This is a genomic window from Cystobacter fuscus DSM 2262, from assembly GCF_000335475.2.
Classification (GTDB): Bacteria; Myxococcota; Myxococcia; order Myxococcales; family Myxococcaceae; genus Cystobacter; species Cystobacter fuscus.
In genome coordinates, this window is the sequence record NZ_ANAH02000014.1 from 357,581 (window position 1) to 374,102 (window position 16,522).

The window sequence follows — 16,522 nt, forward strand, 5'->3', positions numbered from 1 at the left end:
GGACTCGCCCGCCGCCGTCTGTCTTCACTCGAGTCCCGTCACGCCGGGTGTGGCGTTCCCTCGCCCCCGGTGGGCTGTGAGGGCGGAGGCTTGGAGTGCTCGTGGCGCTTTAGCAGCCGGGAGCGGGCCGTCTCCACCAGCGTGTAGAGCACGGGGATGAAGATGAGGTTGATGAAGGTGGACAGGAGCATGCCGCCGAACACCGCCGTGCCCAGGGACTTGCGCGAGGAGGAGCCCGCGCCCGACGCCAGCACCAGGGGCAGCACGCCCAGGAGGAAGGCGAAGGACGTCATCAGGATGGGGCGCAGGCGCGTGTCCGCCGCCTGGATGACCGCCTCCACCACGCCCTTGCCCTGGTGGCGCAGCTGCTCGGCGAACTCCACGATGAGCACGGCGTTCTTGCAGGCGAGGCCCACCAGCATCAGCAGGCCCACCTGACAGAAGACGTCGTTGACGAGCCCTCGCATCAACTGGAATCCCAGTGCGCCCATCATGGCCACGGGCACCGCGAGCATGATGACGAAGGGCAGGGCGAAGCTCTCGTACTGGGCGGACAGCACCAGGAACACGAACACGATGCCCAGCGCGAAGATGAGCAGCACCTTGCCGCCCGCCTCCTTCTGCTCGAGCGACAGTCCCGTCCATTCGAAGGTGTAGCCGTTGGGCAGGTTCTGCCGGGCGACGGCCTCCATGGCCTCGAGCGCCTGGCCGGTACTGGTGCCCGGTGCGCCCTGGCCGTTGATGGAGGCCGAGCGGAACAGGTTGTAGTGCTGGATGTTCTGCGCGGTGGTGACGGGCTTCACCGTGATGAGGCTCTCCAGGGGCACCATCTCGCCCGTCGTCGAGCGCACGTAGAAGGCGGAGATGTCGCGCGGCTCGTTGCGGAAGGGCGTGGCCGCCTGCACGTAGACGCGGTAGACGCGGTTGGTGAGCGTGAAGTCATTCACGTACTGGCTGCCCATGAAGATTTGAAGCGTGGAGTAGAGCGCGTCCAGGGACACGCCCAGCGCCTTGGCCTTCTCGCGGTCCACCGACACGGTGAGCAGCGGGGTGGTGGCGGTGAAGGAGGAGAAGACGCTGCGCAACTGTCCTCCCTGGTTGGCCTTGCCCGTGAGCTGCTGCGTCACCGCGGACAGCTCGTCGAGCGTGCGCGTGCCGAGCTGATCCTCCAGGACGAACTCGAAGCCGCCCACGCTGCCCACGCCGCGGATGGTGGGCGGCTGGAAGGCCAGCACCCGCGCTCCGGGAATGCCGGCGAACGGCCCGCGCAACCGCTCGATGATGCCCGCCAGGCTCTGCTCCTTCTCCTCGCGCTCCTCCCAGGGCTTCAAGCTGACGAAGAGCGTGCCGTAGTTGGGGCCGGTGCCCAGCACCGAGAAGCCGCCGACGGTGAACAGGCTCGCCACCTCCTTCTGCTCCTTGAGAATGCCCTCGGCCTGGATGAGCACCTGCTTGGTGTAGTCCAGCGACGAGCCCTCGGGGCCCTGCACGGCGACGATCAGGTAGCCCTGGTCCTCCTCCGGAATGAAGCCGGTGGGGGTGACGCGGTAGAGCAGCGCGGTGACGCCGATGAGCACCACGAACAGGCCCAGGAGCGCCCAGCGCATGCGCTGCCCGAGCAGCCGGCCGAGGAAGCGCGCGTAGCGGTCGCGGAAGGTGTTCATCGTCTTGTCCACCCAGCGGAAGACGCGCCACTTGGTGCCCTCCTGGGGCCGCAGCAGGATGGCGCACAGCGCGGGGGACAGCGTGAGGGCCACGAGCGCCGACAGGCTGATGGAGAAGGCGAGCGTGAGGGCGAACTGCCGGTAGATGGAGCCCGAGGTGCCCGGGAAGAAGGACACCGGGACGAACACGGCGGAGAGCACCAGGGCGGTGGCCACCACCGCGCCGCCCACCTGCTTCATGCTCCGGTGGGTCGCCTCGCGCGCGTCCACGCCTTCCTGTTCCATGACGCGCTCGACGTTCTCGATGACCACGATGGCGTCATCCACCACGAGGCCCGTGGCGAGTGTCAGGCCGAGCAGCGTGAGGGTGTTGAGCGAGAAGCCGAACGCGCTCACGAAGGCGAACGTGCCGATGAGGGACACGGGCAGCGTCGTGGCCACCACGAGGATGCTGCGCCAGCCGTGCAGGAAGATGAAGACCACGATGATGACGAGCACGACGGCCTCGAACAGCGTGTGGATCACCTCGTCGATGGACGACTGCACCGCGAGCGTGGTGTCGAAGGCGCGCTCGTACACGAGCCCCGGCGGGAAGTTGGCCTTGAGCCGCTCGAGCTCCTTCTCCACGTTGGCGCGCACCTCCAGGGCGTTGGAGCCGGCGAGCTGGGAGATGCCCAGGCCCACCGCCTCCTGGCCGTTGAAGCGCAGGAGCTGGTTGTAGTTCTCCGCGCCCAGCTCCACCCGGCCGATGTCCCGCACCTGCACGAGCGAGCCATCCGTGCCGCGCTGCACGACGATGTTCTCGAACTGCTGGGGCGTGGAGAGCTGGCCGAGCACCTGCACGTTGATTTGAAACGACTGGCCCGTGGGCGCGGGAGGTTGGCCCACCTGGCCGGCGGCCACCTGCACGTTCTGCTCGCGCAGCGCGTTCGTCACGTCCGCGGCGGTGAGGCCGCGGCTGGCGAGCCTGGTGGGATCCAACCACAGGCGCATGGCGAAGCGGCGCTCGCCGAAGATGCGCACGTCGCCCACGCCCTTGACGCGCAGGAGCGCGTCGCGGATGTAGACGTCCGCGTAGTTGCTCAGGAAGCCGATGTCATAGCGCTTCTCCTTGTCATACACGCCGTAGGTGACGAGCAGCTGGGACTGCGCCTTGTTGATGACGATGCCCAGTGCGTTCACCTCCGAGGGCAGACGCGCCGAGGCGGTGGCGACGCGGTTCTGCACGTCCACCGCCGCCACGTCGATGTCGCGCTCGGGATCGAAGGTGATGGTGATGGTGCTCTGGCCGTTGTTGCTGCTGGTGGAGGAGATGTAGCGCATGCCCTCCAGGCCGTTGAGCTGGCGCTCCAGCACCGTCGTCACCGCGCTCTCCACCGTCTCGGCGGAGGCGCCCAGGTAGTTGGCCGTCACCGTCACCTGGGGCGCGGCCAGGTTGGGGTACTGCTCGACGGGCAGGCTGGGGATGGCGATGGCGCCCACCAGCGTGATGAGGATGGAGATGACGCTCGCGAAGATGGGCCGCTTGATGAAGAAGTCAGAGAACATGTGTCTTCACCTGCCCCCGTCCGTGCCGCCCGTGCCCGCGTCGCGAGGGCCCGCGGTGCCCGCGTCGGCGGGCTCACCCGTGCCCGTGTTCGCGGCGCCTCCCACGCCCTGCTCCTCCTGCTCCGGCCTCGGCTTCGCCGGTTTGGGCTCGATGGGCTGGCCGTCGCGGATGGCCTGCAGCGAGCCGATGATGACGGGCGTGCCCTGCTTCAGGCCTCCGAGCACTTCGTAGTGGTTGTCCTGGAGCTGGCCGAGCTTCACCGGCGTGCGCTGCGCCACGCTCATGCCGCCATCCCCCTCGGCCACGACGGTAGCGAAGAACTGGCTGCTCTGCTGCGACACGGCGTACGTGGGCAGGCGCAGCGCCTGGCGCTCGGAGTACACCACCTGGGCGTGCACCACCTGGCCGTTGCGCAGCCCCACCGCGTTGTCGAAGGCGGCCTTGAGCTCCACGAGCTGCGTCGTCGGATTGGGCGTGGGGGCCACGAAGAAGACGGGGGCGCTCACCACCGGCTTGCCGTCCTGATCGAGCACCTCCAGGGGCGTGCGTCCCACCTCCACGTCCGCCGCGCGCTCGGCGGGGATGAACACGGACAGCTCCAGGGCGCGGCTCTGGTCCACGTTGGTGAGCGCCACCTGGGGCGTGACGTAGTCGCCCACCTTCACCGGGATGTTGCCCACCACGCCTTCGAAGGGCGCCGTCACCCGGTAGAAGCCGAGCGACACCTCCTGCTGTGACAGTTGGGCCTCGGCGTTGCGCGCGTTGGCCTCGGCGGCCGCCGCCTGCGACACCGCCTGCTCATAGTCCTGACGGCTCATCAGCCCCTCGCGCAGCAACTGCTCGGCGCGCTGGCGCGTGCTCTGGGCGAACTGGCGCTGGGCCTGGGCGGAGCTGCGCTGGGCCTGGGCGCTCTGCACTCCCGCTCGCCCGAGCCGCGGATCCACTTCCAGCAGCAGCTGGCCCTGCTTCACCTGCTCGCCGGGCTTCACCGCGATGCGCTGCACGTAGCCCGCCACCTGCGGATAGAGAGTGATGCTGCGCCGGGAGATGAGCGTGCCCAGGTACTCGCCGATGTCGCGCACCGGACCGGGCTCGAGCTTGAGCACCTCCACCTGCATGGGCTTGCCCGCGGCGGCCCCTCCCGGACCTCCCGCTCCTTGCTGGGGGCCCCCCGCGTTGCCGCCGGAACTCTGACAGCCGGCCAGGGTCAGCACCGTCAACCACACCCCTACACCACGACTCACCAGTCGCATGCTGCCTCCACCAAGAATGATTCGATTCGCGCCTGGAAGAACTGGAGTTCGCTCACCACCAGGTTCAGCTCCGCCTGCCGCAGCGCCGCCGCCGACACCACCAGGTCCTGACTCGTTCCCGCTCCCACCTCGAAGGAGCGACGGGTGAGCCGGTCGTTCTCCGCCGCCAGCTCCCTGGCGCGCTGGGCGATGCGCTGCTGCTCGCCCGCCACGTCCACGTTGCGGCGCACGCGGCGCACCTCCACCGTGGCCGAGCGCTCCACGTTCACCGCCGCCTGCCGCGCGATGTCCTCCTGGGCCCGCGCCTGCCACACCAGGCCCTCGCGCACGCCGCCGTCATAGAAGGGCAGGGTGAGCACCGCGCCGATGTTCCAGATGGGCACGCGCGCGAAGCCCGGATCCACCGTGAGGGCCGTCACGCTGCTCTGCGCCTGCAGCGTGGGCAGGTACTGGGAGCGCGCCGCCGACACCTGGCGTTCCGCTGCCTCCACCTGGGCGCGTGCCGCCGCCTGGTCCGGCCGCTGTTGGAGCTCCTGCAGCGCGCGGCATTCCCGCTGGCCCCGGTTGATCAGCTCCTCCAGGGACAGCCCGCCGCCGAGCCCGACCGGTTGGGGGCTGCCCAGCAGCAAGCCCAGGGCGTCGCGTGCCTGACGCAGCGATTCGTCGCCGGATACCACCTGCGCGCGCGCCGCCTCCGCGTCCTGCTCCAGGCGGATGACATCCAGGCGGGTGCCCGCGCCCAGCTCCATCCGCCGTTGCGCGAGCGCCAGCCGCTCCAGCGAGGAGCGCAGGTTGACGCGGTTGACCTCGGCGAGGCGCTCGGAGGCGGCCACCTGGGCCAGGGTCTGGGCGAGCGTGCGGGTGAGCTGCCGCCGCGTCTCGTCGAGGGAGAACTCCGCGGCCTGGCGTGTCGCGTCCGCCGCGCGCAGCGAGTGGACCGCCTGGAGATCGAACAGGGGCAGGGAGGCCGCCACGTTGGCGGTGCCCAGGGGCGAGGTCGTCGTGAGACCGCCCACGCCTCCGCCCGCTCCACCTCCGCCCGCTCCGTTTCCGGGCGCGCCTCCGATCGCCACGGTGGGGCCGAGCAGGTTGTACTGGACGGAGGCGGAGCCATTGAGGGTGGGCAGCAGGCCCGCGAGCTCCACGCGCCGCTGGCCCGAGGCCGACTCCACCCGGGCCAGCGCGGTCCCCAGCTCCGTGGAGCGCTGGCGCAGCATCTGGAGCGCCTCATCCCAGGAACCCACCTGGATGGGGGCCGGGGCGACGGGCGCCAGCATTGGATCCGACACCTCGGGCTGAGGTGGCTGCGTGGCGGCCTCCGGGGGAGGCGCGGGGGCGGGGCTGGCCTGGGCCAGCGTCACTCCTGGTGCGAGGACGACGTGTGAGAGCACGGCGGCGAAGAGGTAGGAAGTCATGACAGGCACTTCACAGTGGTGACTGTCCGGGCTCTCGGCTGCTTGTTCCGTGGATCATTGACACTCGAGGACATCTCGGGTGCCGACTGGTGAGCATTCTTTCACTCGAAGCGAAGTGGATGACACACCGCGCCAGCGAGGCGGTTGGGCAGCCGGGCGTTCGAGCGATGGGTGGGAGGAAAGGTGGGGTGGGGCTCAGTCGCGCGCGGTGCTCACCTCGGGGTAGAGCTGGCGCAGGACGTCCATGTGGCGGCGGCGGGAGGCGGCGGCGGCCAGGTGCCAGGTGGCCGCGAACAGGCCCACCGCGAGGCAGCCCCCCCACAGCGCCGCGCGGCCGAGGTGTCCGAGCAGCCAGGTGCCGAGCAGGGGCGAGAGGCAGGCGGAGCCGGCCCACAGGGTGGCGTACGCGCCCTGGTAGACGCCGCGCTGGTGGGGCGGAGCGAGGTCGGCCACCACGGCCGAGGCCACGGGGGCCTGGAGCACCTCGCCGATCGACCACACGGTGACGGCGAGCAGGGCGAGGGGGACGTGCGCGCCGAGCCCGTGCAGCCCGAAGCCCAGCCCCGTGAGGGCCGAGGCCGCCGCGAGCGCGGTGGAGCGCCGCATGGAGCCCAGGAGCCGGCCCGCGAAGGGTTGCAGGAGCACCACGAGCAGGCCGTTGGCCGAGAGCACGAAGCCGAACGTGGCCGGGGTCATGCCCCGCGCGGCCAGGTCCAGGGGCAGCGTCACGTTGTACTGCATGAAGATCATCGCGGTGAGCAGGATGGGCAGGGCGAAGCCGAGGAACACCGTGTCCTGGAAGGGCGCGAGCGAGGGCAGCGAGTGCGCGGCGGTGGACGTGGTGCGCGGCAGGTGGGCGGGGCGCGTCTCCGGCACCTTCCACCAGACGATGACGCCATAGAGGAAGGTGGTGCAGGCGTCCGCGACGAAGAGGGTGAGGAAGCCCGCGCGCGAGGCGAATCCCCCGAGGGGCAGGGCGAGCGAGAAGCCCACGTTGATGATCCAGTACAGCAGGCTGTAGGCGCGGGCGCGGTGCTCGGGGGGCACCACGTCCGCGATGGCCGCGGACACGGCGGGCCGGTACTGCTCGCCCAGCAGGCCCAGGAGGAAGGCGGCCGTGCAGATCTGCCAGGTGTCCCGGGCGAGGCCCAGCGCGAGCATCGCCGCCGAGCCGAGCCACAGCCCCACGAGCAGGGTCGCGCGCCGGCCGATGCGGTCCGCCAGCGTTCCGCCCACCAGTCCCGCGAGCACGGCGCCCGCGCCGTGCAGGGCCACCACGCCTCCCGCCTCCTCCACCCGGAAGCCGCGCTCACGCGTGAGGTAGAGCGCCAGGAAGGGCACCACGAAGGAGCCCAGACGGTTCACCAGCGTGCCCGTCCAGAGGTACCAGTAGGTGCCTGGCAGGCCGCCCACCAGCGCCTTCGCTTCCTTCACCCACCGCTCTCCCAGGTCACTCATGTCGAATGGGCAGTCTGTGGGAGTGGACCTCGCGAGCGCCAGGAGATAGCAGGGGGGGGCGCCCTCCAGGCAGCCTGTCTGGTGCGACGGCCATCGCGGCGGCGCCTGGGCTGTTAGAGTCGCCTCCGTCGAGCCCCCTCTTGCGTGAAGGAACGTCATGAGCAGCGGTACCCTGACGCCGAACCACCCCCAGGATCCCCACCGCGTGTCCGTGGAGATCGCCCCCGAGACCTTCTGGGTGGGCAAGCGTGAACCCGGCAATATCTTCTACGCCAACCCCTATCTGCGCCGCTTCCGCGGCACGGACTCGAGGACGCAGAAGCCGGCGGAGTTCAACCTGCTCATCGATCCGGGCTCGAGCAGCGACTTCTCCATCATCCACACCAAGGTGGCCTCGCTCATTGGTGGCATGGACCGGCTGTCGGCCCTGTTCATCAACCACCAGGATCCGGACGTGGGCTCCTCGGCGAGCATCATCTCCGCGCGCTACTCGCCGCGCGCGAGCATCCTGTGCTCCGAGGACACCTGGCGGCTCATCGTCCACCAGAACCTGCCGCGCAACCGCTTCATCCCCACGGAGAAGTTCACCCAGGGACTGAGCGTGCCCACCGGCCACAAGCTGCTGCCCGTGCCTTCGCCCTTCTGCCACTTCCGGGGCGCGGTGATGCTCTATGATCCGCAGACGCGGGTGCTCTTCACGGGGGACCTCTTCGGAGGCCTCACCGACTCCAAGGCCCAGGGTCTGTGGGCGGACGAGTCCGACTGGACGGGCATCCGCGCCTTCCATCAAATCTACATGCCGGTGAACACGGCGCTGGTGCGCGCGGTGGCGGCCATCCGCAAGCTGACGCCCGCGGTGGAGATCATCGCCCCGCAGCACGGCCGCATCATCCGCGGGCCCCTGGTGCAGCAGTTCCTCGAGCGCATGGAGCGGCTGCAGGTGGGCCTGGACATTATCGACGAGGCGCAGGATCGCACGCACCTGCAGGCGTGGAACACGGTGGTGGACCGGGTGCTGTCGCTGGCGCGCGGCTACCTGGGCGACTCGGTGGAGGCCAAGCTCACGGCGAGCCAGCAGCTGGCGGACACGGCTCAGTTCGACGGCTCTCGCCTGACGGTGAAACGCCTGGGCAAGTGGACGCTGGAGCACGTGGTGGAGCTGCTGTGCCAGGGCGAGCCCCCGGAGATCTCCGGCCCCATCATGGTGGAGGCCTCCACCGCCGCCGCCGAGTACAACCTGCCCACGCCCCATCTGGACATCGAGGGCAATGGGGCTCCGTCCCACGTGTCGTTGCTGGAGACGTGAGCGGGGACGGGCCGGCCGCGGTGCTGGCGGGAGGAGGAGACGGTGCACTCGACGGATGATGATGCCGGTGGCGTGACCTACCTGAGCGACTCGTCGCCAGGGCACCCGGCGTTGCCTCCGGGCGAGCGCCCGAGCCTGTCGTTGGAGCAGACCCTGCGTCCGGCGACGCCACCGGTGTCCCCTCACGGCACGCTCATCCAGGGGGCGGTGACGCCCCTGCCCGCCCCCGTTGCGGCGCGCGGCCTGGTGCCGGGTCAGGTGGTCGCGGACCGCTACCAGGTGCGCAAGTGGCTGGGCTCGGGAGGAACCGCCGCGGTGTACGAGGTGCTGGACCTCCAGACGAACCAGCACGTGGCGCTCAAGGTCCTGGCGGTGCCCCACGCGGAGGAGACGCTGGTCACGCGCTTTCGCCGGGAGGTGGAGCACGCGCGCGCGCTGGAGCACGTCAACATCCTGCGCGTCTTCGACGTGGGGTGGGATGGGGAGCGGCACTTCCTGACGGTGGAACTGCTCGCGGGCATGGACCTGCGCCAGCTCCTGCAGGAGCGGCGGCCCACGCTGGCCGGTGCCCTGCGCTGGCTCACCCACGCCACCGTGGCCCTGGAGCACGCGCACGCGCGCGGGGTGCTGCACCGGGACATCAAGCCCGGCAACCTCTTCATCACCCGGACCGGGGTGCTCAAGCTGATGGACTTCGGCCTCGCCAAGAGCGAGCACGTGCCGGGCACCACCAGCCAGGGCGCCACGCTCGGCACCCCGGAGTACATGGCGCCCGAGCAGGTGATGGGCACGCCCCCCGTGTCACCCGCCTCGGACCTGTACTCCCTGGGCGTGGTGGCGTACGAGTTGTTCACCGGGCAACTTCCCTTCCGCCATTCGCAGCCCGTGCCGTTGATGTTCCTGCACGTCCAGGAAACACCCCGGCCCCCCCGGCTGCTCTGTCCGGCGCTGCCGGAGCCGTTCGAACGTGTCGTGTTGAAGCTGATGGAGAAGCGCCCGGAGGACCGTTACCGTAACGCGACCGAGCTGCGTGCCGCGCTGGCGAAGCTGTGGCCCCTGGTGCTCGAACGCCCTTCATGAGGCTGGTGTCATGATTTCCGTTCTCGGCCTGTTGTTCACCAGCCTCCTGCTGGGGATGGCCGCCCGGCGCAGTGGCCGTTTCCACGAGCACACGGCGCACGTCATCAACGCCTATGTGATCAACGTGGCGCTGCCCGCGCTGGTGTTGCGCTCGGTGCACGGGCTCACGCTGGCGCCCGAGCTGCTGCTGTCCGCCGCCGTGCCCTGGGTCATCTTCGGCGTGGCCTGGCTGCTGTTCCACGCGCTGGGGCCCCGGCTGGGGCTGGCGCCCGACAGCGTGGCGGCGCTGGTGCTCACGGCGGGTCTGGGCAACACGTCGTTCGTGGGCCTGCCGCTCATCGAGGGCCTGCGCGGTCCCGAGGCCCTGCGGGTGGCGGTGGTCATCGATCAGCTGGGCTCGTTCCTGGCGCTGGCCACGGTGGCCACCATCTACGCCGCGCGCGCCGCCGAGAGGGAGACGCACCCGGCGGCGCTGTGGAAGAAGCTGGTGGGCTTCATGCCCCTGGTGGCCTTGGTGCTCGCGTTGCTCACCCATCCGTGGGCGTTTCCCACGTGGGTGGATGGGGTGCTGGCGCGGTTGGGCGCGACGCTCACCCCGCTCACGCTCTTCTCCGTGGGCTACCAGTTGCGGCTGTCCGGCCTGCGCGGCCGGGGAAAAGCGCTGTGCCTGGGGTTGGGCTACAAGTTGGTGCTGGCCCCGCTGGGCATCGCGCTGTTGCTGCTCGCGCTGCCGCGACTGGACCGTCTGTCTTTCGAGGTGACCGTGCTTCAGGCGGGGATGGCGCCGATGGTGACGGGGGCCATTCTCGCGGTGGACCATGGGTTGGATCCAGAGTTGTCCGCCCTCATGGTGGGGGTGGGCATCCCGCTGTCGTTGCTCACGGTACCCACGGCCCTGTGGTTGATGGGATAGGAGGCTTCGCTCAGGCGAAGGCTTCCGTGGCGAAGGACAGCTCGAGGCCGTCCGCGCGCATGCGCAGCCGTGGCCGGGACAGCCAGTGGCAGTGGGGGCAATAGCTGTGTGCACCACCACCCGGCGTCTTGCGGATGTTCACCGCGCCGCCACACAGCATGCAACCCTGGGGGAGGACGAATTCGGCGATGCCCTCGCCCGTGTTCTGATCAGGTGAACCGTTCATGATCCACTGGTAACGCAGCTTCCGGCGAGCACAAGTCTCACGGGTCGACTCTTCGTGCTCCCTTGGAGAGCAAGGAGGCGGGCGAGGGGTTCCGGAGCGCGCGCACTCCTGCTAGGAGAAAGACTCATGAAAAAAGGCATCTATTACACCCCGCGTCCCTCCCGTGAGCCCGTCACCCGCGAGGGAGATCCCGGCGGCAAGTGGTCCGCGAAGTTCCCGGACATGATGGGCTACAGGAGCCAGGGCGGTGGCAAGGTGCCCGAGGACTTCGAGTGGGCGAGCAACCCCAAGCAGGTTCAGGAAGAACTGACGCCCGAGTCGCTCGCCGCCAGCTACAGCCAGCGGGTGATTCCGCGCCTCCCGGAGCCGGCGCCCACGCCCGCGCTTCCCGCGGACGCGAAGCCGACGCCCAAGTAGCACCGGGCGTCAGAGCCTGGCGATCAGTGCGTCCACCAGGGCCCGCACGGCTCCGGGGCCGCCCTGGTGCAGGAAGAGGTTGGGCTCGGTGACCTCGAGCTCCATCAGCCGCAGCGCGCCCCGCTCATCCCGCGCCATGTCCACCCGGGCGTAGAGCAACTCGAACCCCGTGGCGGCGAGCACCTTCCGGGCGAAGGCCCGTTCTTCCTCGGAGGACGTGAGGGACTCGGCGAGGGTGGGATCATAGCCCGGGCGAGCCGACAGGGCGGCGGGCCGCAGGATGGCGTGGGTGTACTCCCCGCCGAAGAAGAGCAGCGAGCGCTCACCGTGGCCCTCCACCGAGGAGATGTAGGGCTGCACCATCATGTCCTTGTGCGGCAACACGCGCGCCATCAGCTCCCGCGCGGCGGGCAGCTCCGCGGGCCCGCGGACCCGGAGCGTGTCGCGCGCGCCCGCGGACACCGCCGGCTTCACCACCGCGTCGCTCCAGCCGTGCTCGGTGAGCAGGGCCTCCACGTCCGGAGTCGAACCCCGCGCGAGCCAGAGCGTGGGGACGATGGGCACACCGCGTGACTCCAGCTCGCGCAGGTAGCTCTTGTGCGTGTTCCACCGCAGCACCTCGGGTGGATTCCACAAGGGGCATTGGGCTCCGGCGCGCTCGGCCCAGGCGACGAACTCGTCACGGCGCCTGTCCGAGTCCCAGGCGGTGCGGATGAGCGCGAGCCGGAAGCGGCTCCAGTCCACCGCCGGGTCATCCCAGATGATGGGTCCGGCCTTCACGCCCCGGGCGGCGAGCGCCTCGGCGAGCAGGAGTTCATCGGGCCGGCAATCGGGGTAGGTGGACGCGGTGACCAGGGCGATGTCGAGGGGGGCACCAGGAAAGGGCATGTCCCCCTCGATATCGGGTGGAGCGGGGCGCGGCTACTTCTTCTCCAGCGGGCCCTCGCCATCGTTGAGCAGGGTCTTCTTCTCACCGGGCTGGGCGGGCTGTTCGAACGGACCCTCGCCGTCGTCGATGACGCCCTTCTTGTCCCCGATGTGGCCGTCATCCTGCTCGGTCCCGGAGCCCCCCACGCCTTCCTTGAAACCCTCCACGGCCTCCCGCGTCGCGTCGCCCACGTCGCGAGCCGTGTCTCCCACCTGTTTGCCTACCTCCCGGGCGTCCTGGCGCAGCTCTCGATCCTGACTCTCGGTGCAGCCGGCCATGAGTCCCGCGATCCCCAGCAGGCCCATCGCCACCCGTGCCTTCCAGCCCTGTGCCGCCATGGTGCTCTCCTCCGGTCGAAGTGGTTCGCGGGGAGAAGCTAGGCATCCCGTCCAGCGCGCGGCGGCCTCCCCGCTCCGGGTGGATGAGGAGCGGGCGGGCGAGCGGGCGAAGCCCTCACGGGCTCACTGCTGCTGGGAGGCGATGACGGCGCCGAGCCGGCGCATGCCCTCTTCCAGCAGCTCCGGCGGACGGTTGGAGAAGTTCAGGCGCATGAACTCGTGGCGCGGCTCGGCGGCGTAGAAGGGCGCGCCCGGCACGAAGGCCACGCGCTTCTCCAGCGCCAGGGGGAAGAGCGCCTCCGCGCTCATGCCGCGCGGCAGCTCCGCCCACACGAACATGCCACCGTCCGGCTGCGTCCACCGGGTTCCCGCGGGCATGTGCCGCTTCATCGAATCGAGCATGGCCATGCAGCGCTCGCCGTAGACGACGCGCAGGTGCTCCAGGTGGGCATTGAAGTCGAAGCGCGTGAGCAGCCGCGCCGTGGCCCGCTGCGCCACCGTGGCGGTGTGTAGATCCGCCGCCTGCTTCACCACGGTGACCGCCCGGAGGACGTCCCGTGGCCCCACCATCCACCCGATGCGCAACCCGGGCGCCAGGGTCTTGGAGAACGAGCCGAGGCTGACCACCACGCCCTCTTCGTCGAGCGAGGCCAGCGACGGCAGGTGCTCGCCCCGGAAGCGCAGCTCGCCGTAGGGGTTGTCCTCGAGGATGAGGATGCGGTGGCGCTGGGCGAAGCGCACGAGCGCGTGCCGGCGCTCCAGCGACAGCGTGGTGCCCTTGGGATTCTGGAAGTTGGGCACCAGGTAGATGAGCTTGGGCTTGCGCGAGGTGATCAGGCGCTCGAGCTCGTCCACGCGCATGCCGTCATCGTCGCTGCCCACGACGGCGTAGGAGGCCTCGTAGCCGCTGAACGTCTGCAGCGCGGCGAGATAGCTGGGGTTCTCCACCACCACCAGATCGCCCGGGTCGAGCATCACCTTGGCCACCAACTCGATGCCCTGTTGCGAGCCGTTGGTGATGAGCACCTGATCCACCCCCACCCGCAGACCGCGCTCGCCCAGGTGCGCGCGGATCCACTCGCGCAAGGGGCCGTAGCCCTCCGTGGTGCTGTACTGCAGCGCGGCGCGGCCCTCCTCGGCGAAGGACTCCGCGTGGGCCTGGGCGATGGCCTCCACCGGGAAGAGCTCGGGCGCCGGCAGGCCGCCCGCGAACGAGAGCACGTCCGGACGCTCGGCCACCTTGAGGATCTCCCGGACCGCGGAGGCCTTCATGCGCGACATGCGTTGGGAGAGCGGGAACGGCGGAGGAGCATTGGCGAGGGGGGCGGCGATCATGTTTCAGGCTCCTTTCAGCTCTTCTTCAGAGACGTGGACGTGCGTCCCCTCCTTGATGGAGGTCAGGACGATGGTGGTGTGAGTGCGCGTGACGCCCGTGATGACCCTCAGCGTCTCCACGAGCAGGGTGTCGAGCGTCTTCGTGTTCCGGGTGCGCACCTTGAGGATGTACGAGTCCTGCCCCGCCACGCGGTGGGCCTCGAGCACCTCGGGCAGCGCCAGCACCTTCTTGGCGAAGCTCTCGAAGTACTTGGGATGCTCGATGCTCACGCCAATGAAGGCGGTGATGTCCTTGCCCAGCTTCGCCGCGTCCACGTGCGCCGCGTAGCCCGTGATGACTCCCCGCTCCTCGAGCTTGCGGATGCGCTCGGCCACCGCTGGCTGGGACAGTCCCACCGCTCGGGACAACTCCAACTGCGTGGCGCGGCCCTCGCGCTGCAACAGATCGAGGAGGTGGTAGTCGAGTTCATCCATGTCGGCGGGCGGGCCTTACTTTTATAGGTCTCGGCGGTTTTCCACGAATAAGGTATATGTGGTTCAACCTTTGTGCAAGAAGCTTGAGGGGGGAGCCGCCAGACGGACATGCGCCGCGTCCGTGAGCCGCGGGAGAAGGGGAGGGATTGAACGAGCAGGTCTCCCCGAGGGGCATGACCCATTGGGGTGAGACGAACGCCTTGCGTGAACCGCTCGGCCCACCTGGGGGGCATGTTCCAGGAGTCCTGATGGGGGCGTTGCTCGACCTGGTGGGCGCGTGGGTGCTCCGGCCTCCTCGCGCCTCCCCTGGAGCAGGGGGGACGGTGCCGCCGGGCTGTTCTCAGCAACGGGTGAAGACAGGGGTGGGGCTGGGGCGCGTCACACCGAGCCCTGGGCGCCCGAGCCCTCTCCGGTCCGCGGGCGCAGCCGGCGGATGGCCCGCAGCACCATGTAGCCGTCGAGCGGATTGGCCACGTACCCCTTGGCTCCGATGCGGTGCGCCCGCGCGAGGTCCTCGTCGTCCGAGGAGCCAGCGAGCAGCAGCGTGCCGCCGATGCGTGCCTCTCCCGCGAGCAGTCCCTCCATGGCCTGCACGGGGGCGAACACCAGGTCCGAGGCCGTCGTGTGCAGCGTCTCCAGCGGGGAGATGACCCGGGTGCGGATGCCCTCGCGGGCGAGGGAGCGGGAGATGAGGGTCGCCGTGACGGGCGGCCATGCATAGAGGAGGACGGGCGCGTCGGGTCCCCGCTCCAGGGTGGGCCGGCTCACGGGGGGCTCGGTCTGCTCCTGGAAACGGTAGAGCGCGAAGAGCGCCCGGGAGATGGCCGGGTCCGACGCGACGTACGGCTCGACGCGGGGCTTGCCCGACACGGCCCGCACGGCGTCCAGGGCTTCCAGTGAGGCGGGCGCGGGCAGGGCGATGTGCAGCACCTCGCGCTCGCCCTTGTCGAGCCGCAGTGGGATGACCCGGTACTTCCGGGCGACGCGCTTGGACACCAGCCGGGTGAGCTTCGGGTGGAGCGGCTCCCGGTCCAGGTCGATGGCGGGGAAGCCCGCCTGCCAGGCGAGCGCGCGCAATACATCCGCCTCGGTGCACAGGCCCTCGCGCACCAGCGCCCTGCCGAGGGGCACCCCCATCTCGTGGTGGTGCACCAGACCGAGACGAAGTCGGGCACGATCGAGCAGTCCCAGCTCCATCAGGATCTCGCCGAGCATGCGCTTGGAATCGGCTTGCATGGAACAAATGTCACCACCGCGCGGGGGGCTCGCGATGGATGACAGGTTCAGCCGCCGCTCCTCTGCCCGCCAGGAGCTCGGGCCGGGTCAACCGCGCAGCAGCCAGCGCAGCAGCGCGTCCGGCTCGTCCACGTGGACGAAGTGCCCCGCGTTGGGGAGCGTGTCCACCGGGCAGTCCAGGGCCTCCATCCGGGCGACATCATCATCGGAGACGTAGGCGGCCCGGCCGCCGCGGATGCAGCGCACCGGCATCCCCGGGCGCGCCAGGGCGTTCCAGAGCTGCTCACCATTCATCCGCGCGTGGAACTCGCCGAGCGCTTCCCGGTCGAAGCGCCAGCGCACCCCTCCCTCCGGCGCGGGCTCCAGGTTCATCAGGAGCCAGTCCGACAGCGGGCCCGACAAGCCCCGTCCCGTCAGCTCCTCGCGCATCGCCTTGCGATCCGCGGCCCGGGCGGGAGCAGCCCGCAGCTTCTCCAGCACCTTGCCGCTCTCGGACAGGCCCGGGGGAATGGGGCCCGGGGTGATGTCCAGCAGCGTGACGCTCGCCACGTCGCCGGGCGCGGCCAGGCTCGCGGCCAGCGACACGCGGCCCCCGAGCGAGTGCCCCACGAAATCCAACGGCCCCTCCAACCCCGCCGCGCGCGCCGTCTCCACCACGTCCGCGGCCATGCTGGACAGCGTGGCCCCGGGCGGCAGCGGGGGCGAGGTGCCATGGCCCGTCAGGTCCGGCAGCAGGAAGCGGCGGCTCGGGTCCGCCGCGCTCCAGGCCGCCGCCAGCGAGCGCAGGTTGCGCCCCGTGCCGAGAAAGCCATGCAGCAGCACCGTCGGCCGCTGTCCTTCACCCAACTGGAAGTTCGCGAGGATCACCCCCGTCACCTATCTCCCAGGGAGACCCTCGGCAAGCGGGCAGGCAAGCCCCCGTTCCATATC

General features: G+C 70.1%; 15 protein-coding genes. 4 read left to right on the forward strand and 11 right to left on the reverse strand.

Annotated elements, in window-relative coordinates; translation table 11 throughout:
• Nucleotides 1–38: 38 nt before the first annotated feature.
• From D187_RS25285 to D187_RS25300, 4 genes are all read right to left on the reverse strand, one after another.
• Nucleotides 39–3,212 (reverse strand): efflux RND transporter permease subunit, encoded by a 3,174-nt coding sequence (locus D187_RS25285; RefSeq protein WP_002621825.1) that lies wholly within the window; start codon nt 3,210–3,212, stop codon nt 39–41.
• Between the two features lie 6 nt (nt 3,213–3,218).
• The gene (locus tag D187_RS25290; RefSeq protein ID WP_043431386.1) at nt 3,219–4,466 is read right to left on the reverse strand and encodes an efflux RND transporter periplasmic adaptor subunit; all 1,248 of its coding nucleotides are present in this window, start codon (nt 4,464–4,466) and stop codon (nt 3,219–3,221) included.
• Complete coding sequence (locus D187_RS25295; RefSeq protein ID WP_002621827.1) at nt 4,454–5,881, reverse strand: TolC family protein; 1,428 nt, start codon at nt 5,879–5,881, stop codon at nt 4,454–4,456. Before D187_RS25295 ends, D187_RS25290 begins: the two co-directional genes overlap by 13 nt.
• A gap of 195 nt (nt 5,882–6,076) precedes the next feature.
• Nucleotides 6,077–7,315, reverse strand: a complete 1,239-nt coding sequence (locus tag D187_RS25300; protein WP_002621828.1) for an MDR family MFS transporter — start codon at nt 7,313–7,315, stop codon at nt 6,077–6,079.
• A gap of 181 nt (nt 7,316–7,496) precedes the next feature.
• Between D187_RS25300 and D187_RS25305 the strand changes: the two genes are divergently transcribed.
• From D187_RS25305 to D187_RS25315, 3 genes are read left to right on the forward strand one after another with little or no spacing between them, the layout of a single operon-like run.
• Complete coding sequence (locus D187_RS25305; RefSeq protein WP_002621830.1) at nt 7,497–8,645, forward strand: oxygen-binding di-iron domain-containing protein; 1,149 nt, start codon at nt 7,497–7,499, stop codon at nt 8,643–8,645.
• 42 nt (nt 8,646–8,687) lie between these two features.
• Nucleotides 8,688–9,725 carry a serine/threonine-protein kinase gene (locus D187_RS25310; RefSeq protein WP_002621831.1) on the forward strand — a complete coding sequence of 346 codons (1,038 nt, stop codon included), beginning with the start codon at nt 8,688–8,690 and terminating at the stop codon, nt 9,723–9,725.
• A 10-nt stretch (nt 9,726–9,735) separates the two neighbouring features.
• Nucleotides 9,736–10,638: an AEC family transporter gene (locus tag D187_RS25315; protein ID WP_002621832.1), complete on the forward strand. Its 903-nt coding sequence runs from the start codon at nt 9,736–9,738 to the stop codon at nt 10,636–10,638.
• Between the two features lie 10 nt (nt 10,639–10,648).
• On the opposite strand, the gene D187_RS25320 is transcribed toward D187_RS25315, so the two are convergent.
• Nucleotides 10,649–10,864 (reverse strand): hypothetical protein, encoded by a 216-nt coding sequence (locus tag D187_RS25320; RefSeq protein ID WP_002621833.1) that lies wholly within the window; start codon nt 10,862–10,864, stop codon nt 10,649–10,651.
• A 126-nt stretch (nt 10,865–10,990) separates the two neighbouring features.
• Between D187_RS25320 and D187_RS25325 the strand changes: the two genes are divergently transcribed.
• Nucleotides 10,991–11,281, forward strand: coding sequence for a hypothetical protein (locus D187_RS25325; RefSeq protein ID WP_002621834.1), 291 nt, complete (start codon nt 10,991–10,993; stop codon nt 11,279–11,281).
• Between the two features lie 9 nt (nt 11,282–11,290).
• On the opposite strand, the gene D187_RS25330 is transcribed toward D187_RS25325, so the two are convergent.
• From D187_RS25330 to D187_RS25355, 6 genes are all read right to left on the reverse strand, one after another.
• Nucleotides 11,291–12,169, reverse strand: a complete 879-nt coding sequence (locus D187_RS25330; RefSeq protein ID WP_002621835.1) for an ATP-grasp domain-containing protein — start codon at nt 12,167–12,169, stop codon at nt 11,291–11,293.
• Nucleotides 12,170–12,202: 33 nt separating this feature from the next.
• Entirely contained in the window at nt 12,203–12,547 is a 345-nt protein-coding gene (locus D187_RS25335) for a hypothetical protein (RefSeq protein WP_002621836.1), read from the reverse strand.
• A 123-nt stretch (nt 12,548–12,670) separates the two neighbouring features.
• The gene (locus D187_RS25340; RefSeq protein ID WP_002621837.1) at nt 12,671–13,882 is read right to left on the reverse strand and encodes an aminotransferase-like domain-containing protein; all 1,212 of its coding nucleotides are present in this window, start codon (nt 13,880–13,882) and stop codon (nt 12,671–12,673) included.
• Nucleotides 13,883–13,885: 3 nt separating this feature from the next.
• A complete protein-coding gene (locus D187_RS25345) occupies nt 13,886–14,356 on the reverse strand; it encodes an Lrp/AsnC family transcriptional regulator (RefSeq protein ID WP_002621838.1) in 471 nt (156 codons plus the stop codon).
• Between the two features lie 378 nt (nt 14,357–14,734).
• The gene (locus D187_RS25350) at nt 14,735–15,592 is read right to left on the reverse strand and encodes a GspE/PulE/PilB domain-containing protein (RefSeq protein ID WP_002621839.1); all 858 of its coding nucleotides are present in this window, start codon (nt 15,590–15,592) and stop codon (nt 14,735–14,737) included.
• Between the two features lie 87 nt (nt 15,593–15,679).
• Nucleotides 15,680–16,459 (reverse strand): alpha/beta fold hydrolase, encoded by a 780-nt coding sequence (locus D187_RS25355; protein ID WP_043431526.1) that lies wholly within the window; start codon nt 16,457–16,459, stop codon nt 15,680–15,682.
• Nucleotides 16,460–16,522: the final 63 nt, after the last annotated feature.